26 protein-coding genes and 1 tRNA gene are annotated in these 25,205 nt (G+C 38.0%); 17 read left to right on the top strand and 10 right to left on the bottom strand.

Annotation, left to right across the window (positions count from 1 at the left end):
* Positions 1–34 precede the first annotated feature (34 nt).
* Positions 35–364 carry a hypothetical protein gene (locus HYG79_RS11195; RefSeq protein WP_179242175.1) on the bottom strand — a complete coding sequence of 110 codons (330 nt, stop codon included), beginning with the start codon at positions 362–364 and terminating at the stop codon, positions 35–37.
* Between the two features lie 191 nt (positions 365–555).
* Between HYG79_RS11195 and HYG79_RS11190 the strand changes: the two genes are divergently transcribed.
* The 3 genes from HYG79_RS11190 to HYG79_RS11180 all read left to right on the top strand — a co-directional run bounded on the left by HYG79_RS11190 (position 556) and on the right by HYG79_RS11180 (position 3,241).
* Positions 556–714: a DUF5522 domain-containing protein gene (locus tag HYG79_RS11190; protein ID WP_179242174.1), complete on the top strand. Its 159-nt coding sequence runs from the start codon at positions 556–558 to the stop codon at positions 712–714.
* Between the two features lie 67 nt (positions 715–781).
* Complete coding sequence (locus HYG79_RS11185) at positions 782–1,390, top strand: DUF4136 domain-containing protein (protein WP_179242173.1); 609 nt, start codon at positions 782–784, stop codon at positions 1,388–1,390.
* A gap of 93 nt (positions 1,391–1,483) precedes the next feature.
* Positions 1,484–3,241 (top strand): aromatic amino acid hydroxylase, encoded by a 1,758-nt coding sequence (locus HYG79_RS11180; RefSeq protein WP_179242172.1) that lies wholly within the window; start codon positions 1,484–1,486, stop codon positions 3,239–3,241.
* On the opposite strand, the gene HYG79_RS11175 is transcribed toward HYG79_RS11180, so the two are convergent.
* From HYG79_RS11175 to alaS, 4 genes are all read right to left on the bottom strand, one after another.
* Positions 3,225–3,842 (bottom strand): DUF4230 domain-containing protein, encoded by a 618-nt coding sequence (locus HYG79_RS11175; RefSeq protein ID WP_179242171.1) that lies wholly within the window; start codon positions 3,840–3,842, stop codon positions 3,225–3,227. The two genes, HYG79_RS11180 and HYG79_RS11175, sit on opposite strands and share 17 nt — an antisense overlap.
* 8 nt (positions 3,843–3,850) lie before the next feature.
* Complete coding sequence (locus HYG79_RS11170; protein ID WP_179242170.1) at positions 3,851–4,342, bottom strand: hypothetical protein; 492 nt, start codon at positions 4,340–4,342, stop codon at positions 3,851–3,853.
* Between the two features lie 91 nt (positions 4,343–4,433).
* The gene (locus HYG79_RS11165) at positions 4,434–5,405 is read right to left on the bottom strand and encodes a GSCFA domain-containing protein (RefSeq protein WP_179242169.1); all 972 of its coding nucleotides are present in this window, start codon (positions 5,403–5,405) and stop codon (positions 4,434–4,436) included.
* A gap of 60 nt (positions 5,406–5,465) precedes the next feature.
* Positions 5,466–8,081, bottom strand: a complete 2,616-nt coding sequence (alaS, locus tag HYG79_RS11160) for an alanine--tRNA ligase (protein ID WP_179242168.1) — start codon at positions 8,079–8,081, stop codon at positions 5,466–5,468.
* Positions 8,082–8,185: 104 nt separating this feature from the next.
* Here alaS and HYG79_RS11155 point away from each other — a divergent pair, with 104 nt between their 5' ends.
* From HYG79_RS11155 to HYG79_RS11135, 5 genes are all read left to right on the top strand, one after another.
* Entirely contained in the window at positions 8,186–9,163 is a 978-nt protein-coding gene (locus HYG79_RS11155; RefSeq protein WP_179242167.1) for a M23 family metallopeptidase, read from the top strand.
* Complete coding sequence (locus tag HYG79_RS11150) at positions 9,163–9,492, top strand: MerR family transcriptional regulator (protein ID WP_179242166.1); 330 nt, start codon at positions 9,163–9,165, stop codon at positions 9,490–9,492. The genes HYG79_RS11155 and HYG79_RS11150 overlap by 1 nt, the downstream gene beginning before the upstream one ends.
* A gap of 67 nt (positions 9,493–9,559) precedes the next feature.
* On the top strand, positions 9,560–10,159 hold the full coding sequence (locus HYG79_RS11145) for a LemA family protein (protein ID WP_179242165.1): 600 nt from the start codon (positions 9,560–9,562) through the stop codon (positions 10,157–10,159).
* Positions 10,160–10,173: 14 nt separating this feature from the next.
* The gene (locus HYG79_RS11140) at positions 10,174–10,611 is read left to right on the top strand and encodes a TPM domain-containing protein (protein WP_179242164.1); all 438 of its coding nucleotides are present in this window, start codon (positions 10,174–10,176) and stop codon (positions 10,609–10,611) included.
* Between the two features lie 51 nt (positions 10,612–10,662).
* A complete protein-coding gene (locus HYG79_RS11135; protein WP_179243547.1) occupies positions 10,663–11,379 on the top strand; it encodes a TPM domain-containing protein in 717 nt (238 codons plus the stop codon).
* Positions 11,380–11,397: 18 nt separating this feature from the next.
* Here HYG79_RS11135 and HYG79_RS11130 read toward each other — a convergent pair whose 3' ends face one another.
* The 4 genes from HYG79_RS11130 to HYG79_RS11115 all read right to left on the bottom strand — a co-directional run bounded on the left by HYG79_RS11130 (position 11,398) and on the right by HYG79_RS11115 (position 17,404).
* Complete coding sequence (locus HYG79_RS11130) at positions 11,398–13,740, bottom strand: hypothetical protein (protein ID WP_179242163.1); 2,343 nt, start codon at positions 13,738–13,740, stop codon at positions 11,398–11,400.
* A 44-nt stretch (positions 13,741–13,784) separates the two neighbouring features.
* Entirely contained in the window at positions 13,785–15,089 is a 1,305-nt protein-coding gene (gene der, locus HYG79_RS11125; protein WP_179242162.1) for a ribosome biogenesis GTPase Der, read from the bottom strand.
* 80 nt (positions 15,090–15,169) lie between these two features.
* On the bottom strand, positions 15,170–16,054 hold the full coding sequence (era, locus tag HYG79_RS11120; RefSeq protein WP_179242161.1) for a GTPase Era: 885 nt from the start codon (positions 16,052–16,054) through the stop codon (positions 15,170–15,172).
* 3 nt (positions 16,055–16,057) lie between these two features.
* Positions 16,058–17,404: an alanine/glycine:cation symporter family protein gene (locus HYG79_RS11115; protein WP_179242160.1), complete on the bottom strand. Its 1,347-nt coding sequence runs from the start codon at positions 17,402–17,404 to the stop codon at positions 16,058–16,060.
* 111 nt (positions 17,405–17,515) lie between these two features.
* Here HYG79_RS11115 and HYG79_RS11110 point away from each other — a divergent pair.
* The 3 genes from HYG79_RS11110 to HYG79_RS11100 all read left to right on the top strand — a co-directional run bounded on the left by HYG79_RS11110 (position 17,516) and on the right by HYG79_RS11100 (position 19,927).
* Positions 17,516–17,588: transfer RNA gene (locus tag HYG79_RS11110), tRNA-Met, on the top strand.
* A gap of 269 nt (positions 17,589–17,857) precedes the next feature.
* The gene (locus HYG79_RS11105; RefSeq protein WP_179242159.1) at positions 17,858–19,681 is read left to right on the top strand and encodes a helix-turn-helix domain-containing protein; all 1,824 of its coding nucleotides are present in this window, start codon (positions 17,858–17,860) and stop codon (positions 19,679–19,681) included.
* A 78-nt stretch (positions 19,682–19,759) separates the two neighbouring features.
* Positions 19,760–19,927, top strand: a complete 168-nt coding sequence (locus HYG79_RS11100; protein WP_179242158.1) for a hypothetical protein — start codon at positions 19,760–19,762, stop codon at positions 19,925–19,927.
* A 103-nt stretch (positions 19,928–20,030) separates the two neighbouring features.
* Here the strand turns inward: HYG79_RS11100 and HYG79_RS11095 are convergent, their stop codons facing one another.
* Positions 20,031–21,131 (bottom strand): adenylate/guanylate cyclase domain-containing protein, encoded by a 1,101-nt coding sequence (locus tag HYG79_RS11095; RefSeq protein ID WP_228027864.1) that lies wholly within the window; start codon positions 21,129–21,131, stop codon positions 20,031–20,033.
* Positions 21,132–21,301: 170 nt separating this feature from the next.
* On the opposite strand from HYG79_RS11095, the gene HYG79_RS11090 reads away from it, so the two are divergent.
* From HYG79_RS11090 to HYG79_RS11065, 6 genes are read left to right on the top strand one after another with little or no spacing between them, the layout of a single operon-like run.
* Positions 21,302–21,592 (top strand): hypothetical protein, encoded by a 291-nt coding sequence (locus HYG79_RS11090; RefSeq protein WP_179242157.1) that lies wholly within the window; start codon positions 21,302–21,304, stop codon positions 21,590–21,592.
* Between the two features lie 11 nt (positions 21,593–21,603).
* Positions 21,604–22,524 (top strand): NAD(P)-dependent alcohol dehydrogenase, encoded by a 921-nt coding sequence (locus tag HYG79_RS11085; RefSeq protein ID WP_179242156.1) that lies wholly within the window; start codon positions 21,604–21,606, stop codon positions 22,522–22,524.
* 21 nt (positions 22,525–22,545) lie between these two features.
* Positions 22,546–22,998: a DoxX family protein gene (locus HYG79_RS11080; protein WP_179242155.1), complete on the top strand. Its 453-nt coding sequence runs from the start codon at positions 22,546–22,548 to the stop codon at positions 22,996–22,998.
* A gap of 23 nt (positions 22,999–23,021) precedes the next feature.
* Positions 23,022–24,122 (top strand): serine hydrolase domain-containing protein, encoded by a 1,101-nt coding sequence (locus HYG79_RS11075; RefSeq protein ID WP_179242154.1) that lies wholly within the window; start codon positions 23,022–23,024, stop codon positions 24,120–24,122.
* Positions 24,119–24,556, top strand: a complete 438-nt coding sequence (locus HYG79_RS11070; RefSeq protein WP_179242153.1) for a GNAT family N-acetyltransferase — start codon at positions 24,119–24,121, stop codon at positions 24,554–24,556. The genes HYG79_RS11075 and HYG79_RS11070 overlap by 4 nt, the downstream gene beginning before the upstream one ends.
* A 44-nt stretch (positions 24,557–24,600) precedes the next feature.
* Positions 24,601–25,194: a Crp/Fnr family transcriptional regulator gene (locus HYG79_RS11065; RefSeq protein ID WP_179242152.1), complete on the top strand. Its 594-nt coding sequence runs from the start codon at positions 24,601–24,603 to the stop codon at positions 25,192–25,194.
* Positions 25,195–25,205 lie beyond the last annotated feature (11 nt).

Here is a 25,205-nt window from a genome sequence, read left to right as displayed (position 1 = left end):
TTTTTGATTAAGAGCGACCACTAGAGTATGATTTCTAGTGCCAAAGGTATTTAATAAAGCTTAGAGGTCTGCGATTATCGATATAATCCAGATTATTTTCATTGAAATAAGCTTCGCGTTCAAAACTGATGTTCTGATACCCCTTGTAACTATCCATATAAAAAAGAGTCTTCACGACCCATTCCAACATATACAACACGTAAAAAGGTAGAATAAGAAGCTCTCGTTGTTGTTTAAGATGTATTTTCTCGTGATTGATAAGAACGGTATCGTCTTTTAATTCATCATGCTTTAAAATAATGAAGGGCCACAGGGACAGCCCTACATAGTTTTTATAGAAGAAATGTTTAAAGACTACAATCATAGATTAGCATTAAAACGCTATAACACAAATTTAATTGTTAAAAATGTGTATTTCAAAACAATACGATTTTATTGCCAACAATTGGGATGAATTGCAAAATAGGGCCGTTTAGCTTTAAAATTGGCCTTTAACAGTATATAAATAGCTATTTATCAACAGTTATGATTAATTTTATACTGTAAAATGATTTCATGAAAAAGATGATTCCCGTAGAGGAAGGTGATTTTTATTTGGCCGATAATGGATATAGGGTGTTTACCGAGCAATATCACTTAAAAAGAGGGTATTGTTGTGAAAGCGGTTGCAGGCACTGCCCATACGGTTACAATGTTAAAACCAATTCACAATGACCAAAACTTGGGTTCGGCATGATTTTTGAAGATGTATTTAACGATAAACTCCATAAAAAGTAAGACTATGAAAAAGGTAAAATTTTTGGCCATTCCGGTACTTGCAATGCTACTTTTTGCATCTTGTACATCTGTGCGTGTGCTATCTGACTACGATCAAAAAACAAATTTCAACGAATACAAAACCTATGCCTTTTACAAAACAGGTATTGACAAAGCCCTAATTTCCGATTTGGACAAAAAGAGAATTCTCAAGGCCATTGATGCCGAGTTGAGCTCAAGAGGCTTTGTTAAATCCGAAAATCCCGATATACTCGTAAGTATCTTTACGAAGGAACGCGAACAGGTAGATGTCTACAACAACAACTTTGGTTGGGGTTGGGGCGGCGGCCTAGGCTGGGGCTGGGGCGGTTTTGGCCCCGGTTGGGGTTGGGGTCCCGGTTGGGGATGGGGTGGTTTTGGTCCCGGCTGGGGCGGAAATGCCGTGAGTACCAGAACCGAAGGATCCTTGTACATTGACCTTATCGACACCAAAGAAAAAGAACTCATTTGGCAAGGTAGGGGTATCGGTACTTTGAACAATATCAAAAATATCGAAAAGAAAGAGAAACGCATACGTGAATTCGTCTCGGAAATTCTTCAAGAATATCCCCCTAATGCCATAGCGGCAAACTAGATTTTACCTTTGATAAATTTATATAAAGCAAAGCCTTCTACATTTATAAATAGAAGGCTTTTTAGTACCTTTATGTTCTAAATAAATGCGAGAATGTCCTACACATCCAACCCTGTTCTGGAGAAACTGCCCAAACACTTAAAGCAGTACGTTAAACCACAGAATTACGATGAGTATACAGCGATCAATCAAGCTGTTTGGCGTTATGTGATGCGTAAAAACGTGGATTATTTAAGCAAGGTGGCACATAGCTCATATTTGGATGGTCTTGAAAAAACCGGGATTTCAATAAATCATATTCCCAACATGTATGGCATGAACCGTATATTAAAGGAAATTGGATGGGCTGCGGTTGCTGTTGATGGGTTTATCCCCCCTTCTGCATTTATGGAGTTTCAGGCTTACAATGTTCTCGTAATAGCATCGGATATACGCCAGTTAGAGCACATTGAATACACTCCCGCCCCCGACATTATTCACGAAGGCGCAGGTCATGCACCCATTATAGCCAATCCGGAATATGCGGAATATTTAAGGCGGTTCGGAGAAATAGGCTCCAAAGCCATCTCAAGCGCAAAAGATTACGAACTGTACGAGGCAGTACGCCATTTATCCATCATCAAAGAAGCCGCCGGAACGCCGCAGGATGAAATTGATACGGCTGAAAAACATATTGAGGACCTACAAAAAAATATGGGCGAACCCAGTGAAATGGCACTTATACGAAATCTTCACTGGTGGACCGTTGAGTATGGCTTGATCGGCACAATTGAAAATCCTAAAATTTATGGGGCAGGCCTTTTATCCTCTATCGGCGAAAGTGCTTGGTGTATGACAAAAGAGGTTAAAAAAATACCTTATTCAATAAAAGCGGCACATACTGCTTTTGATATTACCAAACCCCAACCCCAATTGTTCGTTACACCGGATTTTGCTTTTTTGAGTCAGGTGTTGGAAGATTTTGCCAATACCATGGCACTGCGAACCGGTGGGCTGAGCGGTATTCAAAAACTCATAGATTCCAAGGAGCTGGGCACTATAGAGCTCAGTACGGGACTTCAGATATCTGGCAACTTTGAATCGGTCATCTCTTATAAGGGCAAACCTGTATATTTTCAGACCAAGGGCAAATCTGCATTGGCCTATCGGGAAAAGGAACTCGTGGGCCAAGATACGATTAAGCACAATACAGGATTTGGTTCTCCCGTAGGAAAGCTCAAAGGCATTAACCTGGCCATTGAAGATATGGGGCCCCGAGACCTGAAAGCCTACAATATTTACGAAGGGAAAACAGTAGATCTAGAATTTGAAGGCAATATTAATGTTAGGGGAGAAATCGTTACGGGTACGAGAAATTTAAGGGGAGAGATTATTTTGATTACGTTTAAAAATTGTACCGTAACACATGATGACACTGTTTTGTTCAGTTCAAAAAATGAATTATACAATATGGCCGTAGGTCAGGAAATCGTATCGGCCTTTAACGGCCCAGCCGATTTGACCAGCTTTGATCTGATTACCCATACGGTAACTTCCACTACTATAAAACCACATGTTTCCGAAGCCAGTCAAAAGTTGGAAATGTACTACGAGCAAATCAGGCATTTTAGGGAAGGTATCAATACCACGATATCACGCCATAAAGTGTTCAGCGAACTTCAAGCAAACTATCCGAACGATTGGTTGTTATCTGTAGAACTGTATGAGCTTGCCGTGCAAAACAATGATACTGATTTTGCTGAAGAAATCCTTTCCCATTTGGAAACGATCAAGCAGCACAACCCCAAGGTAGGGCATTTGATCGATGATGGTGTTACTTTGGTAAATTCAGCCCTTAAAATTCAGCATTGAGCTTAATTTGTTCAAAGTTTTGGATTGGTTGGTTTTCATATACCAAGGTCCACCCCATTGAACCGGTCAATACATAAAACTTCTGAAGCTCGCTCAATAATCGGTTTTCGGCGTTTGTACGTAATGTAGATGCATCAATCTTTTTGAGTAAAGATGACTTAACGGTATTTTTGATCGTATTGTAATCATTGGCCTTAAACGGATTTAAATAATCTGCCGTGACATCATAATATTCAAAATCGGGATTTAGCCTTATTTCGGGTTGTGGAATGCTCTTGATTCTCAAAGTCCGTGTAGGTTCATCAATTTCAAAATCTATCTTACTTAAATCATAGGCTATGGTAACTTCTGCATTTACCACCACTAGAGCTTTTTTATCGGCAGAAATCAATGCGCCAAAAAGCTCCTTGGAATCTTTATAATTATATACTTCGGCAAAATGGCCTTCGGTCACTATCAATTTTGACACATTGTTTATCTGTTGCTGTATCAACATTGAGTCTTCTTTAAGGATGGATTTTTCAGTTTTATCCTCACTACAAGAACGATATATCAACACAAAGGCCAAGGTTATGATAACGCCCGCTAAAACTTTTTTCATTAAACTTATCAGTTTTCGAAATTCACCCTAAATCTGCCATCTGTTATACTTCGTGTTGAAACGGCATTATCACTCTGCGTCCCTATAAACTCAAACCTACCTGTTGTTTCCCCAGATTCATCAGTCAAAACAGTAACCGAACCTGAGCCACCATCATTTACAGAACTCCATCCCGTTTCCTGGTTCCCAAAAAAACCAGATGCCATAAAACCGCCGTTGTCATTACCTAAATCATAGCTTCCAGGACCACTATATTCTGGCACTACAATGACCAAACTGTTACCGGCACTATCAAAACCTTGTACTATGAACGTTATAAAACTACCACCATCTATCTTAGATGCGGTGGCACCATCTGAAACATCCGATGATTCAAACGAAACATTTTCCACGGTCGCCCTTATAAACTCACCATCAGCAGGACCATCTTCGGCTGAAGAGGAACAGCTTAGAAATAATATACTTAAGAATACACATAAAAAATAAAACTTCAATTTCATGTTATCGATTTCGTCAACTTGATATTAATAGGTTTAAAGATATGCACAAAATATTCAATTTGAATTGAAAACGCAGTAGGAATACGATAATTCAGAAGTCCATACTGTGTTCAAAAATAATTTGTGGAAAATCTTTTTGAATTTTTTTTATTTTCTCGCGAAGCGATTTTAAGAAATTTTGGTGCTCAATAGAATCAGGGTGAAAAGGCTTGTGTCCCAACCCTTTTTGAATGGTTTCAACCTTGCTCATTACTGCATGTACATTTTCTTGGATCCAAGTGCATTTGAACTTTTCCCAAATGTAATCAATGGCCAATTCATTGGGATGCACCATATCGGATGCGTAAAAACGATAGTCCCTTAGCTCGTCCATCATAATTTCGTAGCTAGGAAAATAATCCAAACCTTCTTTGTTATGATGGTGCAAAATAGACTGAATTGCGGTCATCAAATGCGCCTTACTTCTTTGGTTGTTCGTAAACCCATCTTTTATGTGCCGTACCGGCGAAACCGTAAATACGATTTGGGCCGTACGGTTTACCTTACGAATTAGTTCAATAGTGTTTTTTAAACTCGCCGTTATCTCTTGAACGGAAAGTATTTCTTTTGAAAACTCCTTTTGGGGCACCTTGTGGCAATTGGCAACGATAATATCCCTGTCTTTTTTTTTATAGACCCACGATGTGCCCAATGTTATAAAAATATGGGTAGCCTGCTTGAGTTGTTGATGCGTATGTTTTAAAGCATTTTTTAATGTGTTCAAAAGATTTTCTTTTGAACTATCGTTTAAATCGGAATGCGCGTCAAAACAAAGCCAGCGTTCATTAAAAAAGAAGATGTCATCTTCTGAATACTCTTCTTGCGTGACCGACTTTTCAATCAGCTTCTCAATCGCCAAAGGATGAAACAATACCCCAAACGGGTTTTGAAACGACCTGAACTTAAAATAGTTGAACTTTGCGCCAATATTTTCTGAAAAGCATGAACCCAAGAGTACCAGTCGGCTATCATAATCAATTTGATGATTTGCTATCGATAACGGAATTTGGGTCTGAAGTTTCATCGTATCGGTTTACAATAAGCGGTGATAGCTTTCGATTTCGTTCGCTACAAACGAAAACTGTTAATTGATATATGCTTGCGCCTTTTCCAAAGCTTCATCTATACCGTTAGGGTTTTTGCCCCCTGCGGTCGCAAAGAAAGGTTGCCCACCACCACCGCCTTGGACAAACTTACCCAATTCGCGAACTATTGTTCCCGCATTCAGGTTTTTTGAAGCTACCAAATCTTTTGATATGTAACAGGACAAAAGCGCTTTACCGTTCTGCTCCGTTCCAAAAAGCAAAAATAGATTATCTTGATTCTGACCCATTTCAAAAGACAGGTCCTTTATCGCAGCGGCATCCAAATCTACCTTTTTGGCCAAAAAACGTACCCCGTTTATTTCTGATAACTCGTTCAACAGATCGCCTTTCAAGTTTTTGGCCTTATCCTTTAGAAGACTTTCAATTTCCTTCTTCAATTTTGTATTCTCCTCTTGGAGCGCAACGACAGATTTAACTGGGTCTTGCGTGTTGTTCAAAGCATCTTTTATTTCAAAAAGCATCCTGTTGCTTTCAAAGTAAAAATCTTTTACGGCATCGGAAGTTATCGCTTCTATTCTTCGAATTCCGGCAGCTACGGCACCTTCGGACCTTATCTTAAAATGCCAAATATCGCTCGTATTCTTTACGTGTGTTCCACCACAAAGTTCAATGGATTGCCCAAAGCGAACAGTTCGCACCGTATCCCCATATTTTTCACCGAACAAGGCCATGGCACCTTGCTTTGTTGCTTCTTCAATAGGAATACTTCTTTGCTCCTGCAACGGCAATTGACCTTCGATACGTGCATTCACAAAATTCTCGACATCCCTTAACTCATCTACGGTAAGCTTCGAAAAATGGGAAAAATCAAACCGAAGGTATTTGGAATGCACTGCGGAACCTTTTTGTTCTACATGGGTTCCGAGCACCTCACGCAGGGCTTGATGCAACAAATGTGTGGCCGTATGGTTGGCTTCGGTTCGTGCACGTTGTTTTTTATCTACGACTGCTTTGAAGGATGCTGCCGTGTTTTTTGGAAGTTCTTTGGAGAAGTGTATGATTTCATTGTTTTCTTTTTTGGTGTCGATAATATACACCACATTTCCGTTGGCTTCTTCCAAGTACCCCTTATCCCCTACTTGACCCCCTCCTTCAGGATAAAAAGGGGTCATATTGAATACCATTTGATATTGCTCCCCGTCTTTTTTGGAAATAACTTTTCTATATTTTACCAAATTCACGTTGGCTTTCAACATATCATAGCCTACAAACTCCTGTTCGGCGTCATTTGAAAGAACTACCCAATCTTCTTTTGAAATTTCCGAAGCCGATTTGGAACGGTTCTTTTGTTCCTGCATGGCCATATCGAAGCCCTTTTCATCAAGCCTGTATCCTTTTTCGGATAAGATCAAAGCCGTTAAATCTATGGGGAAACCGTAGGTATCGTATAATTCAAAGGCTTTGCGCCCATCTACTGTTTTACCATTGGTATTTGAAATTACGCTATCCAATAACACCAAGCCCTGTTCCAGGGTCTTCAAAAAAGAATGCTCTTCTTCCTTGACCACATTTTCGATCAATTGAAGCTGTTCTTTCAATTCAGGGAAAGCACTTCCCATACTTTCCGTCAATACTTTGACCAAGCGGTACATGAACGGTTCTTTTGTATTCAAGAACGTAAAACCATACCGTATGGCGCGTCGCAGTATTCTTCTAATTACATAGCCTGCCCCGGTGTTGCTCGGCAATTGTCCGTCTGCGATTGAAAAGGCCACAGCACGAATATGGTCTGCTATGACCCGTATGGCGATATCATTTTCCTCCGAAATACCGTATTTGGTATTGGTAATGGTCTCAATTTCACGAATAATGGGGGTGAAAACATCGGTATCATAATTGGAGCGCACCCCTTGCAAGACCATGCACAGGCGTTCAAAACCCATACCCGTATCAACATGTTTGGCCGGCAAAGGCTCTAGGCTGCCATTGGCCTTGCGATTGTATTGCATAAATACCAAGTTCCATATCTCTACAACCTCGGGATGGTCTTGATTGACCAATGATGCACCGGAAACCTTGGCCTTTTCTTCCTCAGGGCGTATATCCACGTGTATTTCTGAGCAGGGGCCGCAAGGGCCCTGCTCGCCCATTTCCCAAAAATTATCCTTTTTGTTGCCCATGATAATTCTATCCTCGGGCACAATAGCTTTCCACAGCCCAAAAGCCTCCCTATCCATTTCAAGATTATCAGCATCATTGCTGCCTTCAAAGACCGATACGTATAGGCAATCTTTATCGATCTTTAAAACATCGGTCAACAATTCCCAAGCCCACGCAATAGCCTCTTTTTTGAAATAATCGCCAAAACTCCAGTTGCCCAACATTTCGAACATGGTATGGTGATAGGTGTCTTTCCCTACTTCTTCAAGGTCATTGTGCTTTCCGCTTACCCTAAGGCATTTTTGGGTATCCGATACCCTTTTGTTTTTGGGAACGGTATTGCCTAGAAAAAACTCTTTAAATTGGTTCATCCCCGCATTGGTGAACATCAATGTAGGGTCGTTTTTTATGACCATCGGGGCAGAAGGCACAATATGATGCCCTTTTTCCTTAAAAAAGTTTAAAAATTTTGTTCTTACATCCTTTGACCTCATAGAAAACGGTAAGCTTTTGATAATTTTAACGCTTTATGCAAAACAATTTTTATATTTGTTTGTTATCATAAAACGGATGCACAAAAATAGGATAAAATCCATTTATGTCTAAGGTAAAGTACTATTATGACCCGGACACTCTTTCGTACCGAAAGATTGAACCGAAGAAATCCAAAAAATACAGGAATATAGGCCTATTTTTTTTGGGGTCTATGCTTTTTGGACTTCTAGGCCTTACCATTCTCCTAAATACCGATATACTCAACACGCCCAAAGAACTGTCCTTGCAACGCGAAGTGAAAAATTATGAGCTTCAATTTGAGCTATTGAACAAAAAAATGGGACAGATGGAACAAGTTCTTGCCAATATAGAGGATAGGGACAACAATATTTATCGCTTATATTTTGAGGCCAACCCCATACCCGAAGAGCAACGCAGGGCCGGTTTTGGAGGTATCAACAGATACAAATCACTGGAAGGTTTCAACAATTCGGAAATGATTATCGAGACGACCAAACAGATGGATATCATCCAAAAACAAATGGTCATACAATCCAAATCTTTGGACGAAATCACAAAACTGGCAGAGGAAAAAGAAGAGCTACTTGCCGCAATACCGGCCATACAACCCATAAACAACGAAGAATTGACACGAATGGCATCTGGGTACGGGTGGCGTTCCGACCCTTTTACCAAAGCTAGAAAAATGCATTGGGGTATGGACTTTACCGCTCCCAAGGGAACGCCTATTTACGCCAGTGGCGATGGCAAGGTCACTCGGGCCGACAATAACTCTTCCGGCTACGGTAAACATATTCGGGTAGATCACGGGTATGGCTATATGACACTCTATGCACATTTGAGCAAGTACAACGTAAAACCTGGGCAAAAGGTAAAACGAGGTGACCTCATCGGTTTTGTGGGCAGCACCGGGCGGTCCGAAGCTCCGCATCTGCATTATGAGGTTTTTAAGGATGGTGAACGTATCAACCCCATTAACTTTTACTATGGAAGTTTGACCGCAAAAGAGTTTGAGAACATGCTGAAATACGCCAATCAAGAAAACCAATCCTTGGATTAATGCATATAGAACTTCCCGAAAAAAGATATTACGGTATTGGCGAAGTAGCCGAGGCCTTTGGCGTAAATACCTCTTTGATAAGATTTTGGGAAAAGGAGTTTGATGTACTTCAACCCAAAAAAAATGCCAAAGGAAACCGAAAATTCACTCCTAAGGACATTCAAAACCTTCAACTGATCTACCACCTGGTGAAGGAAAGAGGGTTTACCTTGGAAGGTGCCAAAATTCACTTAAAAGAGGAACGCCAAAAAACTTTATCCAATTTTGAGGTCATCCAGAAGCTGGAAATGGTAAAAGCCGAACTACTCAAAATAAAAAATCAACTGTAACCGTAGAGCAGTGTCCTTTTTATACCTTTATTTCCTTTAACACCGATAATCAATAAACACCAATAAAATGAAAAAAACACTAATCCCTATAATCGTTATAGTAAGCCTGGCCGTTGTCCTAGGTATGTGGTACGTAAACACCAATAATACACTCGTTGATATGAAGGGCCAAGCCACAAAACAGTGGGCCAATGTAGAAAGTTCCTATCAACGTAGAAGCGACCTCATCGGCAACTTGGTAAAAACGGTACAAGGTGCCGCCGATTTTGAAAGAGGCACCTTAAAAGATGTCATAGAAGCGAGATCAAAAGCGACCGCTACCAATATTGACGTCAATAACCTGACCCCCGAAAAACTGGCCGCTTTTCAAGAAGCCCAAAGTGGACTATCCTCTGCCCTTTCACGACTATTGGTTACCGTAGAAAGATATCCGGACTTGAAAGCCAATCAAAATTTTTTAGAATTACAGTCCCAGTTGGAAGGCACAGAAAACAGAATAAACGTAGAACGCAATAGGTTCAACGAACTTGCTGGGGAATATAATATTAAAATTGAAAAAATCCCCACCAATATCATAGCCAATATTGCCGATTTTGACCCGCTTGCCCTTTTCAGTTCTAAACCGGGTTCAGAGAATGCTCCCGATGTGAATTTTAAATTTAACTAGTACAAAAAAGAAAAATGTCCAAAGTAGAGGATTTTTTAACACAAGAAGAAGAGCAAGAAATCGTTGGTGCCATTCTTGAGGCCGAGAAAAATACCTCAGGTGAGATTAGGGTACACATCGAGGCACATACTGAACTTGATCATTACGAAAGAACCAGGGAACTCTTTCATTACCTCAAAATGGACAATACCAAAGATGAAAATGGAGTGCTCATTTATATTGCGGTGCATGATAAAAAATTTGCAATTCATGGCGATAAGGGAATCGACAAAGTAGTACCCGAAAATTTTTGGAACGCCACTAAGGATACCATACAGCGATACTTCAAAGAAGGGGAGTTTAAACAGGGTATTATTGAAGGCGTATTAAAAACAGGAAAGGAGCTAGAAGACCATTTTCCTTGGAAACATAATGATGAAAACGAGTTGAGCAATGAAATATCCAAAGGATAGCATTACGTTTTTTTATTACTCTGTTGTGCTTTTTCCTATGCGCAATTTCAAATCCCCTCCAAACCTAATAAGTCCCAACAGACAAGTGTATATGATTACGTAAACTTACTATCGGTTCCACAAAAAAATACATTGCAACAAAAGCTGGTTCGTTATGCCGATAGTACGTCTACACAAATCGTGGTGGCGATCATTAATTCGACCAAAGGGGAAAACATCAATTTTTTAGGTGCCCAATGGGGGCAAAAATGGGGTATCGGCCAAGCAAAAGAAGACAACGGTATTCTCGTTTTATTGGCGAAATCAGACAGAAGAATCGCCATTAACACCGGTTATGGGGTCGAAGAACGATTGACCGATGCATTATCCCGAAAAATAATAGAGACCGTTATCATTCCCCAATTTAAATCCGGGAATTATTATAATGGATTGGATAAGGGTGCCGATGCTATTTTTGAAGCGCTCAACGGTAAGTTCAAAGAAGACCGAAGTTTTAACGATGGTCTACCTTATGATGCCTTTTTACCTTTTATCATTTTTTTGGTCGTATTGATCATACTTTGGAACAGAAAAAACAAGGGTGATCGTAATGATCGCGGTGGTAGAGGTTCTGGCTTAAATCCTTGGGATATAATCATCCTAAGCAATATGGGGCGCGGAGGTAGTTCCAGTGGAGGTTTTGGCGGAGGCGGATTCAGTGGTGGTGGCTTTGGCGGAGGTTTCGGTGGCGGCGGTTTTGGTGGCGGTGGTGCTTCTGGTGGCTGGTAGAATCTTGCAGTAATATTACTACTCAGTTGGTAGTTCAATTACTTTTGATGTTGATATTAGAGAACCATCAATTCCCATTCCTTCAACATATAATACTACCTTGTCTTTTTTGTGTAATGGTATACTTATGCTTGTTGGTTTTTCATTTGATAAAATTACCCTAGGTCGCCAATCAATGGCTCCAAAATATGAGAATAGCTTAGTATCCAGATCATAACCAGGATCAAAATATTCTTGAGGTCTTGAAAATCCTTTTTTAATTAAAAACTTAACGAACTTATCTCTTTTCTCGGGAGCTACGTAAAAACCTTCTCTTAATTGAATCCCAATAAAAAAATTAGTTCCTGAAGAAAACCCCATAGAAGCTTTTGTTACGACTATTGCTCTTATACTAGATAAGGGCATAGATACAACCTCACCTGGATCGGTAGGCCTACCATCTACGGAAACCGAATAATACTCGTAATGAGGCGGCTTTATTGGGTTTATCATTCTATTTGATTGAAAATACATTACACCATCAACATATACAGGTTTAATACCCTGTTTGGTCAGATAAGCTAATAAAGATGGTGTCTTTTGAATATCTTCATCATCAATCATTTTTAATTCTGAATATGGGGAAACTAGAATCTTATCATCTTTCAAGGATTTTTCACTTACACTTACCTCATCCAAGGCAATAATGCCTTTTCCAAATATATTGTTCTGGGTCATATCAATATCTTCCTCAGGTACAGGTTCGATGTCCTGGTTTGAACATGAATACTGCAAGGGGTCAAATATGATTTTTGGGATTACATATGTAAAATTAGTCTCTATTTTTGCTTTCCTCAATTTTCCTTTATTACCCAAGAGAGTAATACCTATTGAATCGTTTGCATATAGTGGCATATTTAAGTTAAATGTTTTATCGTTTTTCAAATCACCATATGCAAAAGCTTTATTGTCTCCCGTAGTTACGTATATCTGTTTTTCTTTGGTGAGATCCGCATCGATTATTTTTCCGGTTACTTGAAACCCGTTCTCCATCATAAATTGAACCTGAATCCCTCTTTGTTTTGTGGAATCCCAATGATATCTGCCCCAACCCTCAAATATAAGCCTGGTATCCAATTCATATCGTAGTTGTTTGTTATCATCGTACATATAATATTTCAAACCATTCATTTCCTTTTTGAAGTATGGAGATAGTAGAAATGAGCTTGTAAGCGAGTTATTGGGATTATATGCCTTAGATTCCGTTGGCAGGATTGAAAGACTCAATGAAGCACTCTTGATTGTTTTTGATTTGGTATTGATATTCAATATCAATGAATCACCATCTATGGCATGTCCTATTTCCAAGGGCATATCACGAGCATCATCTTGTCGATAATTAAAAAACATTCGATGCGTCACTGGCATAAGTTTATCATCTAGTAAAACAATCGTATTGATTCCGTATGGCATCATATTTCTGTCTATACGTAAACTTTGTACTTCTCCGTTCACTACATATTTCCCAGTAAATAGGTTTTCATTTTGAAAAATGACCAAAGTATAGACTTTATGTTCACTGTCTTTAAAGAATTTTTTGGAGCCAATGAAGTTTATCAAAATATTCTCATCTAGTGTATTGTACAATTGAATTCCTAATCTGTCCGATACTGCTTGTGGAAGTTTTTGTGTCAGTAGTTGATTGTTTTCATTACCAAACCTGAGATAATATTCCTTACCATCCTCCACCACAAACCCAATTCTACCATAACCCTGTTTGCTAGTAGTGATTTTATTTTGTACGATTTTCCCTTTATCTGTAACTAAACAAAGACTGTCTTGAAAGATGCCGTTTCCTAAACCATCCTGAAGCTGTATCGCAACCAGGTTAAAAGCATTTTTGATCAACCGCCCTCCTTCTGGGTAAACATTTAACTTATAGCCTTTTGACTTTTCGGAAGTTTTGTCCTTATCGACTTGATTAAGTATTTTTATTTTCTGACGATAAGGCTGCAGTTCTTTATAGTTTTGACTGTAATTAGTCCAAGCAATAAGCATATAATCACTATTTGTAAAAGTAGAATCTATGGCAAAGTCACCATGCGATATCCCACTTTCGACATGGTATATTTTGCGTTTTACTACTTCCCCCTTTAAATCAAATAACCCAACATGTAAATTAGTGGTTTTACTTGATGGCAATTTTGCTTTTTGATCCTGAACGTAAGCAGCAAACCACAATCTCTCTCCTTGGGAAAAAACTGTTTTGTTTAAGTGGAGATGTACATTTTCAAGTAAGTCCAATGACTTTTCTTGGCCATGTGCTAGATAAAAACCAGAAGTTATTATTTGAACAAAGGAAAATAAGAAAATCTTTTTCACTCCATAATTTTATACTTTAAAATATAGTGAAAAAATAACTTACACTACTTTTTCCTCATAAAAATTGACACTGGCACCCCATTGAAATCGAAGTTTTCCCGCAGTTTATTTTCCAAAAAACGCTTATACGGTTCACGAACGTATTGCGGAAGGTTACAGAAAAAAGCAAATTGCGGATAGGGAGTAGGCAGTTGCGTACAAAATTTGATCTTTACATATTTATCCTTGTAGGCAGGTGGCGGTGTATGTTCTATGATGGGCAACATTACATCGTTCAGTTTACTCGTGGGCACACGCTTTGAACGGTTTTTATATACCTCTACCGCGGTTTCTATGGCTTTATAGATGCGTTGTTTCGTCAATACCGAAATAAACAAGATAGGTACATCAACGAAAGGCTCTATGGCTTCCTTTATTTTTTGGGTAAACTGTTTCATGGTATTGGTTTCTTTATCCTCGACCAAGTCCCACTTATTTACCAAAATAACAATACCCTTGTTGTTGCGTTGCGCCAACCAAAAAATATTGGAGACCTGACCATCAAAACCCCTTGTAGCATCCAACACCAACAAACAAACATCACTGTGTTCTATAGCCCTGACAGAGCGCATAACGGAATAGAATTCCAGGTCTTCCCGTACTTTGGCCTTTCTTCGGATGCCGGCGGTATCTACCAAATTGAACTCGAAGCCAAACCGGTTATATCTTGTATCGATACTATCACGTGTAGTCCCCGCTATATCGGTAACGATATACCTATCTTCACCAATCAATGCATTTATGAAGGATGACTTTCCGGCATTGGGCCTACCAACGACCGCAAATCTTGGTAGGTCGCTTTTGTCCTCTTCTTTTTCAGGAAGAACTTTTACCAATTCGTCCAATAAATCGCCGGTACCACTACCATTTACACTTGATATCGTGAAATAATCTCCCAACCCCAGTGCGTAAAACTCCACGGCATCCTGTGCACGTTTTGCATTATCCACTTTGTTTATGGCCAAAAATACAGGTTTGTTTACACGACGTAGTAGTTTGGCGACGTCTTCGTCCATACCTGTAACACCGGTTTCGACATCGACCATGAAAATAATGGCATCGGCCTCATCAATGGCAAGTTCAACTTGCTTATCAATCTCTTTTTCAAAAACATCGTCACTCCCCAAAACATAACCACCTGTATCTATCAAGGAAAATTCGACACCGTTCCAATCACTTTTACCGTAGTGGCGGTCACGGGTAACGCCACTAACAGCATCTACGATAGCTTCACGACGCTGAATCAATCTATTAAAAAATGTAGATTTTCCTACGTTTGGTCTCCCCACTATGGCCACAATAGCACTCATACTTCCTGATTTTTGAGGTGCAAAAATAATACTATTTTATTGTAATCAAGCTCTTTATGGTGATGTTACATTGGTAAGCATCAATTATTATATCCAAAACGTTTCAATTGCCTGGAATTACTGCGCCAGTTCTTGTTCACTTTTACGTAGAGTTCTAAATGTACCTGTTTGTCAAAGAATTTCTCCAGATCTTTACGGGCCTCTACACCTACTCTTTTTAATGCGCTGCCCTTATGACCTATAATAATTCCTTTTTGGGAATCACGTTCAACCATGATTACCGATCGCATTCTAATAATGGTGTCATCCTCAAAAAACTCTTCGGTATCAATCTCTACAGCATATGGGATTTCCTTTTTGTAAAATTGAAGGATTTTTTCACGTATGGTCTCGTTTACAAAAAAGCGTTCGGGCTTATCCGTTAATTGGTCTTTGGGATAATATGCCGGGGATTGCGGCAGTAACTCAATGATGCGTTCAAAAACACCTTTGATGTTAAAGTTTTGTAGGGCCGATATCGCATGAATCTCGGCAGTTGGTAATTGCTCTTGCCAATATTGTACTTGCTCTTCCAAAACTTCTTGTTCAGAGGTATCGATTTTATTGAGCAGTAAAAGCACAGGTATTTTAGAGTTTTTGATTTTCTCAAAAAAACGTTCGTCTTTCAATGCTTTTTCCCCGATCTCGACCATATACAGCAAAATATCGGCATCTTCAAAAGCTGATTTCACAAAATCCATCATAGCCGACTGCATCTCGTAGGCGGGCTTTATTATGCCTGGCGTGTCGGAAAGGATTACTTGAAAATCATCCCCGTTCACAATACCCAAAATCCTGTGCCTGGTAGTTTGTGCCTTAGAGGTAATAATGGACAGTTTTTCGCCCACAAAAGCGTTCATCAAAGTAGATTTACCCACATTGGGGTTTCCTATGATATTTACAAATCCCGCTTTATGCTCTTGCATCTTTTAGTTTTTAAAGTATTCTTTTGCCGCTGTATTTACCCTAGGTGCCAATAACAATACGGCAATCATATTGGGAATCACCATCAAGGCATATGATAGATCGATTAAATTCTTTACCAAATCCAAAGAGGCCACTGCGGCAAAGATAATCATGATAACAAAGTACCAGTTGTAAAACTTCCCGATTTTAGCATTGGTCAAAAAAGAAAGACACTTTACACCGTAATAGGAGTATGTGAACAGGGTTGATAGGGCAAATGCGGTCACGATAACCATTAACAAATCGTCCCCATATCCAAATAATGTGGTTTCGAATGCCGATAGGGTCATAACGATACCGCTGGAATCCTCTAGATATGCTCCGCTTAAAATAATGACTATCGCAGTGAAAGTACACACTAAAATAGTATCGATAAAAGGCCCCAACATGGCCACCAAGCCTTCTTTAATGGGATTATCGGTTTTGGATTGTCCATGGTACATAGGGGCACTGCCCAGACCTGCTTCATTCGAGAACATGGCCCTACGGATGCCGATAATCACCAAGCCCCAAAAACCACCTGTTACCACGGTCTTAAAATTCCATGCCTCGGTGATTATCATTTTCAACGAGGGTAGAATTTGTGATGAATTCAAGACCATTACCACTATTACGGCCACCAAATATACCGCTACCATAAATGGTACGATTGCCGATGCTACCTTGGCTATTTTGGTCAAACCACCAAAAATCACAAATGAGGTAATTAGGGCCAATATCAGACCGATTGTCCATTTCCAGTTAACATCGCTCATTTCAAATAATGTATCGGAAGGTTCAACAACGCTCATAAAGGTTTCTGTAAATTGATTGGCCGTGAACACGCCCAAAAAACCGAACAGGCCACATATGGCGAAAAATATGGCGAGCGGCCGAGCTTTTTCGCCAAGCCCTTTAGTGATGTAGAACATAGGGCCGCCTTGTAATTTTCCATCGGAATCCGTTCCGCGGTACATGATAGAGAGACTACAGGAATAAAATTTGATACACATACCGATAAGTGCGGTCATCCAAATCCAAAAAACCACTCCAGGACCACCATCATGAATAGCGATAGCAACACCGGATATGTTACCAAGCCCCACGGTAGCGGCTACAGCTGCGGAAAGCGCTTGAAAAGAGCTAACATCGCCCTTTGCGGTTTTATCATTGTATTTTCCGGCGGTAATGGCAATGGCATGACCAAAAAAGCGATACGGCAGGAACTTGGAATAAAAGACCAAAAATAATCCACCTCCTATAAGTAAAATAAACATGGGCCACTCGGTAAATGGCAATGCCTTTTTTATAAAATCGTTAAGTACATTCATAATAAAGTCCAAAACTCGAAGGTATACAATTTACACAACAGCACGAAAGGAAAATAAACCCCCATGAATTTGGATTTAAACAAAAAACCATTGTATCTTTGTTGTCCACATCGCGGGATAGAGCAGTAGGTAGCTCGTCGGGCTCATAACCCGAAGGTCACTGGTTCGAGTCCAGTTCCCGCTACTAGCAAAGACAAGGCTTCACAGAAATGTGGAGCCTTTCTTTTTTCCAATGGGTACAGAATAGGTACAGAATTGAGCCTTTTTCAAAGCTTTAATAAATTTTGTTTGGGATTAGTTGGATTTGAAATGAAATTGCTGGTAAAAATTTTCTAAAAATTCTTTGAGACTAATGTTATTCTTCAATCATACTTGATTCGAAAGGCTTGTAATAAAAATCTTGCTAAGAAAAAGATGTTCAATTTCAGCACTTTATTAAATTTATAGCAGTGTTTGAAGAAATTGAATCCAACAAGTTCTAACATATCGTCTACAGACAAATCCATTGCCGTATTGCCTTTTGTCAATATGAGCAATAGCATTGATAATGAATATTTTTGTGATGGGCTTACAGAGGAAATTATCAATGCGCTGGCAAAAATTAAAGAATTATCAGTTACCTCAAGAACCTCTTCATTTTACTTTAAAAACAAAAAAGTAACCTCACAAGAAATAAGAGAGCAACTAGGGGTATCTGTTTTTATTGAAGGAAGTATCAGAGTGTTGAAAGACACAATGAGAATTACGGTTCAGATGATAGATGCTCTTAATGATTTCCATTTTTGGTCAGAAACCTTTGATAGAAACCCAGAAGATGTTTTTGCTATTCAAGACGAAGTAAGTCTATTTATTGCCGAAAAGTTACGTGAACATATAGGTCATATTGAGATTGAAGACAAATTAATTGAGCCCATTGATGTGCCAATCCATATTTATAGAGAATATCTAAAAGGAAGATATTATTTAATGAAAATGGGGTATGAAAATACGGTTAAAGCAATTTCAATTTTTGAAAGTATTATCCAAAAAGCACCAAACTTTCCGAATGCATATATAGACATAAATCACGGCTATACCTATATGGGAGCTATGGGACTGATGCCTGCTTTTGAAGGCTTTCAAAAAGCACAACCTTTTCTTAAAAAAGGGTTAGAACTTAATCCAAACCTTTATCGTTCGCAATTAAATTTATCTTGGATAGAATGTTGGCAAAACTGGAATTTAAAAAAGGCCTATTTACACGCAAATAAAGCATTAGAAATTCAACCTGCTGATGAGATTTATCTTACTATTTCTAATTATTTAACCGTTGAGGGTAAATTAAATTCTGCTCATAATTATATCGATAAGGCCTTAGAACTTGACCCTTTCTCCGCAATGAATATTCATTACAAGGGCTTTTTATTATATCTTCAAGAAGATTACAACGCGGCAATGCCATACTTTCAAAAAGCGTTAGCGTTAAATCCCATTTTGCCATTTCCACCACTCTATATTGGAGAATGCCTTTTGTTTACAAATAGAAACCAGGAAGCTTTAAGCTACTACAAAGCTTTAAATGGCGTCTCCATAAACGATTTAACGCAATTAGGTGGCATCACTATGTGCTATGCAAAAATGGGTGACATTGAAAAATGTAATGAAAAGATTCGTGAGCTAGAATCTTACTTAACATCCGAAAAGATGGATAAGGCCTTCAATTTTTTAATTCTGGTAAATGTTTTATTAGGCAATTATAACCAGGCTTTAGAATGTATAGAGCAAGCCTTTGAAAATCATCTACCTCTAATTTTATTATTGAATACTGAACCTATTTTAAAGCCAATAAAAAACCTTGAAAGATTTAAAAAATTAATGGTTCAGGCTATACCAGATAATAATAACTACAAATCACAAAAAAAATATAAGCAAATCTTATTGAGTGATGATGAAATTGAAAGACACGGTAATGCATTGAAGAAAATAATGAAAGAACATAAGTTGTACTTAAATCCAGATGTATCTCTAAAAGATTTAGCTTCTTATCTAGAACTTCCAACGAATTATGTCTCACAACTTTTAAGTCTGGGTTTTCAAAAAAACTTCTCTGAGTTTATCAATACGTATCGAGTTGAAGAATTTAAACAGCGTGTCATATTAGAGGAAAATAAAGGTTTAACCATTATGGCGGTAGCTTACGATAGTGGTTTCAATTCTAAAACAGTCTTCAATACGTTTTTCAAAAAGATTGAGGGTACTACACCCAATTCTTATCTAAGAATGAATAGAAGGAATTAGTTCCGTTTTCTAAACACGAACTTTTTTCGACTAATCCTACTGTAGATTTGTCTCATATTAATCGTAAAACGAAAAATTATGAGAAAGACTAGAAAAATTATACCAGGAGCACGATTGGCATTCGGTATTATATTAGGTTGTATAGTTGGCTATTTAACTTCAAATACAGAAGTGTGGTTTATTTTGGGTATCGCTATTGGTGCTGCCTTAGAGTACGGAAACAAAAAAGCAACAACCAAACAATAGATAAAGTGAGCTAGTTATTTCAGTTGCAAACAAACAATCTAATTTCAAACAATCATAATCTAGGCTACACTCAATCTTAATAATAGAGTGTAGGCTTCCCCTATTATGATGAATAATGAACTGCACATACCTGAATCGACTTTGTTTTACCTTTCAGGATTTTAGTTCCTAAATTTTCCAAACTATAATCTTCCGAAGTTTCCAGCTTTCGCGAAAGCGGTTCAGAAATTAAGAAATCTTCTTTTAATTTCGTAGTTAATCCTAGAATCCTTGCTGTGGTATTGAGCACATCGCCCGTAAAGAAAATGTCTTTTTTTAATGCGCCTATTTCACCTGTGGTGACTTCGCCGAAGTGCAAAGCTGCTTTGAAATTTGGAATAGTGTTATACTTCTTTTCAAAATGCTGTGTTTGTTTTTCTAAAGCAGTTTTCATTTCAAAAAAACATTGAATACATCGGTTATCTATTAAACCGTCATCCAGATTCCAAGTGATAACAATCTCATCACCCACATATTGATAGACTTCCCCGTAATTCTTGATGATAGCATCAGAAAAACTTCGGTAATAGTCTTTGAGTAATTTGAAGTAGTTTTTATGACCTAGTTTTTCAGCAATAGTGGTACTGTCCTTCATATCTACAAACATAAAGATGCGGTTTTCATCTACGGGTTTATGGTAGCGGCCTGTAAAGAAATTATATAAGATGTTTTGACCTAGATTCTCGCTTACTTCGGCAAAAATTAATGAGACTAATAGTGAAAATAACAATTGCACCCAAGTGCTTACGTGCGTTATGCTGGTAAAGAATTGGACATATTGATTCCAGACGGATTTACTGAAAACTGATTCTTTAGATACAATGCTGGCTGCTATCAAGTAAAGTATAAAAACCAGAATAAAAAGTACTGTTGTGTACAGTAGAAACTTACCTATAATTTTTTTTGGAAAGCTTTGATTGGCAAAAAGCTTATTGACTACAAATACCTCAATCGCACCGACTAAGCAGCCCACTATAAAAACACTTACAGAGGAAAAAACAAAAATGGCTGGCGTAATGGGTATCACCCATTCATCCACTTGTGATTGGTCTGCCAACACAGCATAGTCTGACCATAACAATAGTAATGAAATAGCAAGCCAAATGATTCCGAAAGGAAGTATGCGTTTAAGATAATATTTGTTTTTGGCTGAAAGTGACATCATTACAAAGTTCGTAGAATTCAAACCACAATTCCAAAATCAAGGGTCTAAAAAAGTTCTAATGCTCATCATATAGGTTCTGATTTTCATTTCAGAACAATTGTCTTTTTTTTTAAAATCATCTTTGTATTATCAAATGACAAGAGTTTATTCATCAATCAAATCGATACAGTATGAAAACAGATTTTTATTTACTCGCTACCTACGTGCAAGAGCTACAACTCTTAGCGATACAACCGCATTTAGATGCCATCGTGGGAAAAGGACAATGGAATTTTGACCTTGAAGATTGTGACAAAGTGTTGCGATTGTATTGCAACTACGGCACAAAAGAAAAGGTAATTCATTTTCTTGACCGAAACGAACTTTTTGACAAAGAGCTTTACTATTTAGAAAGTGAGCAATATGCACATATCTGTAAAGTAAGACCTTTATCGATTTACAATATTTCCATAAACGCTTAAACCTATCAAAAATGAAAGCAGTAGTTTATTCTAAATATGGCGCACCAGAAGTCCTACAACTAAAGGAACTGGATAAGCCAGTGCCCAAGCCGAATGAAATTTTGGTAAAAGTGTTTGCAACCTCTGTAACATCTGGTGACGTTCGCTTACGAGCTTCAGATTTTCCACCACTATTTTGGTTACCCGCAAGATTGATTTTTGGATTGTTCCGTCCCAAAAAGCAAATCTTAGGTCACGAGTGGTCTGGAGTCATTGAGCAATTAGGTAGCAAGGTATCAAAGTTTAAGATTGGCGATGAAGTGTTTGGCACCACCACTATGTTGAAGACAGGAGCCTATGCGGAATATATGTGTATTCCTGAACATTGGAGTCAAGGAGTTGTAACTAAAAAGCCAAAACAGCTTTCCCATAAAGAAGCTGCAGTTTTGCCCATTGGTAGTATGACGGCGCTGTTTCTACTTCAAAAAGCAAATATTCAAAGAGACCAAAAAGTACTCATTTATGGTGCTTCGGGTAGTGTGGGAAGCTATGCAGTACAAATTGCTAACTATTTTGGAATACGTGTTACAGGGGTCTGTAGCACTCGGAATATCGAAATGGTTGAGCAATTGGGAGCAGAAACCGTAATCGATTACAAAAAACAGGACTATACTCAATCACCAGAGCGCTACAATATTGTATTTGATACCGTAGGTAAAACTTCGAAATCGGCTGCTAAAAAGGTACTCAAGGACAACGGGAAATTCGTTACCACAAAAATACTAACAAAAGAAAGTAAAGAACTGCTTTTACAAGCCCGTCAATTGGCAGAAACAGAAAAAATAAAACCATTTATAGACAAAGAATACAGTCTAGAAAATATGGTTGAAACACACCGATATGTAGATTCTGGCAGAAAACGAGGGAATGTATCCGTGGTCATTCATCATTAAAATATCTAAATCAAGAAAATTATGAAACCACTCATTGTACTTATTGTAAGTTTTGCTATCTCAATTTTGGCTATCAAAATCATCAAAAAAGAATATGATTTTGCTTTGTCTGCAAGAATAGCGATGGCCATAATGCTCGTTTTCACAGCCATTGGACACTTTGTATTCACCAAGGGAATGACAATGATGATACCCGATTTTATTCCTTTTAAGGAGAGCTTTGTTCACTTTACAGGAATATTTGAAATCATTATGGCTGTTGGTCTTCTTATTCCAAAGTATCAGTCATTATCTGGTTGGGCACTCATCATTTTTCTATTGCTGATGTTACCTGCCAATATTTATGCATCAGTACATAAAATAAATTATCAAACTGGAACATTCGACGGAAATGGTCTTTCTTATTTGTGGTTTAGAATTCCATTGCAAATACTTTTTATAACTTGGACATATATCAGTTCCATCCGAATGTAATCATATCAAAGTCAAAACGCATTATGAAAACACTAATCCTGATTTTATCAATGTTCCCATTTCTTATGAATGCCCAAGAGGTTTCCAAACTTTTGGAGGTAAAACTAATCGATAACACAGAAAGCCCTGTTCACGGTATATCATTTCTGATTGAAAGAAATGGAAAAGTAATAGTTAACAAGGCCGTAGGTAAACGTCAGAAAGACGGAGATGCTGTTCAGATAACAGACCAATTTAGAATTGCCAGCAGCACCAAGACATTTACTGCAACTGTAATATTACAACTAGAAGAAGAAGGCAAGCTTTCCCTTTCAGATAACATCTATTCGTATTTAAAGGATGTTGAATATCTAAGACTGGACGATTTTCATTTTTATAAGAATGCCGCTTTCGCGAAAGCTATTAGCATACAGCAATTACTATCACACAAAAGTGGATTGGCAGATGTTTTCAATGACAAACAAGAAGCCTTTTTTGAGCGTGTAATGCAAAATCCGCAACTGCAATATCAACCAAAAGAAGTGGTAGATTTATATTTTGAATTTGGGCTTCATAAGGAAGCAAAATTCAAACCTAGAGAAGGTTGGCATTATTCTGATATGAATTATGTATTGCTCGGGTTATTGATTGAGAAATTGGACCAAAAACCACTAGCACAATCCATTAGAGAACGTATTATCAAGCCTCTTGATTTAAAAGACACCTATTTAGAATATTATGAGAAGGCGAGAGACAACAAACCAAGATTGCATCAGTATGTAGGCACGATAGATTTTAATAGTGTAAATACCTCTTTTGATTGGTCAGGTGGAGGGCTGGTTAGTACGCATCAAGACTTAGCTACATTTATCAAGGCGCTGTTCAATGGAAAGCTTATTTCGGAAAAGTCATTGCAAAAAATGATAAGCACAGAAGAAACATTTGAGAATCACCTTCCCTACGGACTTGGTGTTTATGAGTCCGTTTATAATGGCCAAACCTTCTATGGACATTATGGCTTTTTTGGAACATATATTGGCTATTGCCCAGAAACCAAAACGGTATTGTCTTATTGCACCTCTCAGGCAATGCCTTCTTTTAATGTGTATGGATTTGTGAATTACATTGTCGAGAACTCAAGATGAAAACAATAGATAACATCTACAAAAAGGAATATACCGAAGTCGTGGAACTTTGGGAAGCTTCGGTAAGAGCAACTCACCATTTTCTAAGAGAAGAAGATATTGAATATTTTAAACCACTAATTTTAAATACATATCTAGATGAGGTTGAATTAAAGTGCATCAGAGAAAATAAAAAAATAGTTGGGTTTATTGGAGTTGCTGACCAAAACTTGGAAATGTTATTTATTCATCCTGAGTATAGAGGAAAAGGAATTGGAAAAACACTCTTGGATTATGCTATTAATAAATTAAAAGTGACCAAAGTTGACGTAAACGAACAGAATGAACAAGCTGTTGGGTTTTACAAATATTGTGGATTTGAATTTGTAAAACGTTTGGAGCTGGATTCATCAGGAAAACCGTATCCAACGTTACATATGGAATTAAAAAAATGACTACAGTCAATAAACATTTATAACCGCGATTATGCTATAAGAATTTGAACTATAAAGCATCACATACACTAATACTTAGCAACATATCTCGGTTTATCGATTTAACCGAGCTAGAAAAGCAGAAATACATCTCTTTACTCTCCGAAATAAAGGTAAAGAAGAAAGATTTTTTGATGCAAGCAGGTGAGATTACTAAATATGAATACTTTATCACCAAGGGATGTTTAAAAGTGTATACTTTAGATGAAGAAGGCGCACCTCATATCTCAATGTTTGCTATTGAAGATTACTGGACTGGTGATTTGTCAAGCTTTATGACCAAGGAACCTTCAAGATATTATATTAAAGCAACGGAGCATTCAGAACTTCTAGGAATTTCGAGAGAGAATTATGATTTGTTGTTTCGAGAGATTCCAAAATTTGAACGGTTTTATCGCATCTTATATCAAAAGTCTTTAATCAGTTATATCAGACGTTCAAACTACGGCATATCTTTAACAGCCGAAGAACGATATTTAGAATTCAAAAAGAAATATCCACAAATTGTCAGTAGAATTACTCAAAAAGACTTAGCGGCGTATCTGGGAATTACGCCCGAATTTATGAGCAAAATTATTTCTAGAGTAAACCGAATGTAAAAGTCTTAAAC

Origin of the sequence: Costertonia aggregata (assembly GCF_013402795.1) — a bacterium.
GTDB lineage: Bacteria > Bacteroidota > Bacteroidia > Flavobacteriales > Flavobacteriaceae > Costertonia > Costertonia aggregata.
Note: the sequence above shows the minus strand (reverse complement) of the source record. Positions and strands in the feature narration are given on the sequence as shown.

Coding starts and splice junctions, on each gene's coding strand:
- HYG79_RS11085 (WP_179242156.1), top strand. CDS start 21,604: ATGAAAGCAGTAGTTTATTCTAAATATGGCGCACCAGAAGTCCTACAA.
- der (WP_179242162.1), bottom strand. CDS start 15,089: ATGAGTGCTATTGTGGCCATAGTGGGGAGACCAAACGTAGGAAAATCT.
- era (WP_179242161.1), bottom strand. CDS start 16,054: ATGCAAGAGCATAAAGCGGGATTTGTAAATATCATAGGAAACCCCAAT.
- HYG79_RS11170 (WP_179242170.1), bottom strand. CDS start 4,342: ATGAAATTGAAGTTTTATTTTTTATGTGTATTCTTAAGTATATTATTT.
- HYG79_RS11070 (WP_179242153.1), top strand. CDS start 24,119: ATGAAAACAATAGATAACATCTACAAAAAGGAATATACCGAAGTCGTG.
- HYG79_RS11115 (WP_179242160.1), bottom strand. CDS start 17,404: ATGAATGTACTTAACGATTTTATAAAAAAGGCATTGCCATTTACCGAG.
- HYG79_RS11195 (WP_179242175.1), bottom strand. CDS start 364: ATGATTGTAGTCTTTAAACATTTCTTCTATAAAAACTATGTAGGGCTG.
- HYG79_RS11090 (WP_179242157.1), top strand. CDS start 21,302: ATGAAAACAGATTTTTATTTACTCGCTACCTACGTGCAAGAGCTACAA.
- HYG79_RS11100 (WP_179242158.1), top strand. CDS start 19,760: ATGAGAAAGACTAGAAAAATTATACCAGGAGCACGATTGGCATTCGGT.
- alaS (WP_179242168.1), bottom strand. CDS start 8,081: ATGAGGTCAAAGGATGTAAGAACAAAATTTTTAAACTTTTTTAAGGAA.
- HYG79_RS11140 (WP_179242164.1), top strand. CDS start 10,174: ATGTCCAAAGTAGAGGATTTTTTAACACAAGAAGAAGAGCAAGAAATC.
- HYG79_RS11150 (WP_179242166.1), top strand. CDS start 9,163: ATGCATATAGAACTTCCCGAAAAAAGATATTACGGTATTGGCGAAGTA.
- HYG79_RS11155 (WP_179242167.1), top strand. CDS start 8,186: ATGTCTAAGGTAAAGTACTATTATGACCCGGACACTCTTTCGTACCGA.
- HYG79_RS11080 (WP_179242155.1), top strand. CDS start 22,546: ATGAAACCACTCATTGTACTTATTGTAAGTTTTGCTATCTCAATTTTG.
- HYG79_RS11190 (WP_179242174.1), top strand. CDS start 556: ATGAAAAAGATGATTCCCGTAGAGGAAGGTGATTTTTATTTGGCCGAT.
- HYG79_RS11145 (WP_179242165.1), top strand. CDS start 9,560: ATGAAAAAAACACTAATCCCTATAATCGTTATAGTAAGCCTGGCCGTT.
- HYG79_RS11185 (WP_179242173.1), top strand. CDS start 782: ATGAAAAAGGTAAAATTTTTGGCCATTCCGGTACTTGCAATGCTACTT.
- HYG79_RS11175 (WP_179242171.1), bottom strand. CDS start 3,842: ATGAAAAAAGTTTTAGCGGGCGTTATCATAACCTTGGCCTTTGTGTTG.
- HYG79_RS11180 (WP_179242172.1), top strand. CDS start 1,484: ATGTCCTACACATCCAACCCTGTTCTGGAGAAACTGCCCAAACACTTA.
- HYG79_RS11075 (WP_179242154.1), top strand. CDS start 23,022: ATGAAAACACTAATCCTGATTTTATCAATGTTCCCATTTCTTATGAAT.
- HYG79_RS11095 (WP_228027864.1), bottom strand. CDS start 21,131: ATGATGTCACTTTCAGCCAAAAACAAATATTATCTTAAACGCATACTT.
- HYG79_RS11165 (WP_179242169.1), bottom strand. CDS start 5,405: ATGAAACTTCAGACCCAAATTCCGTTATCGATAGCAAATCATCAAATT.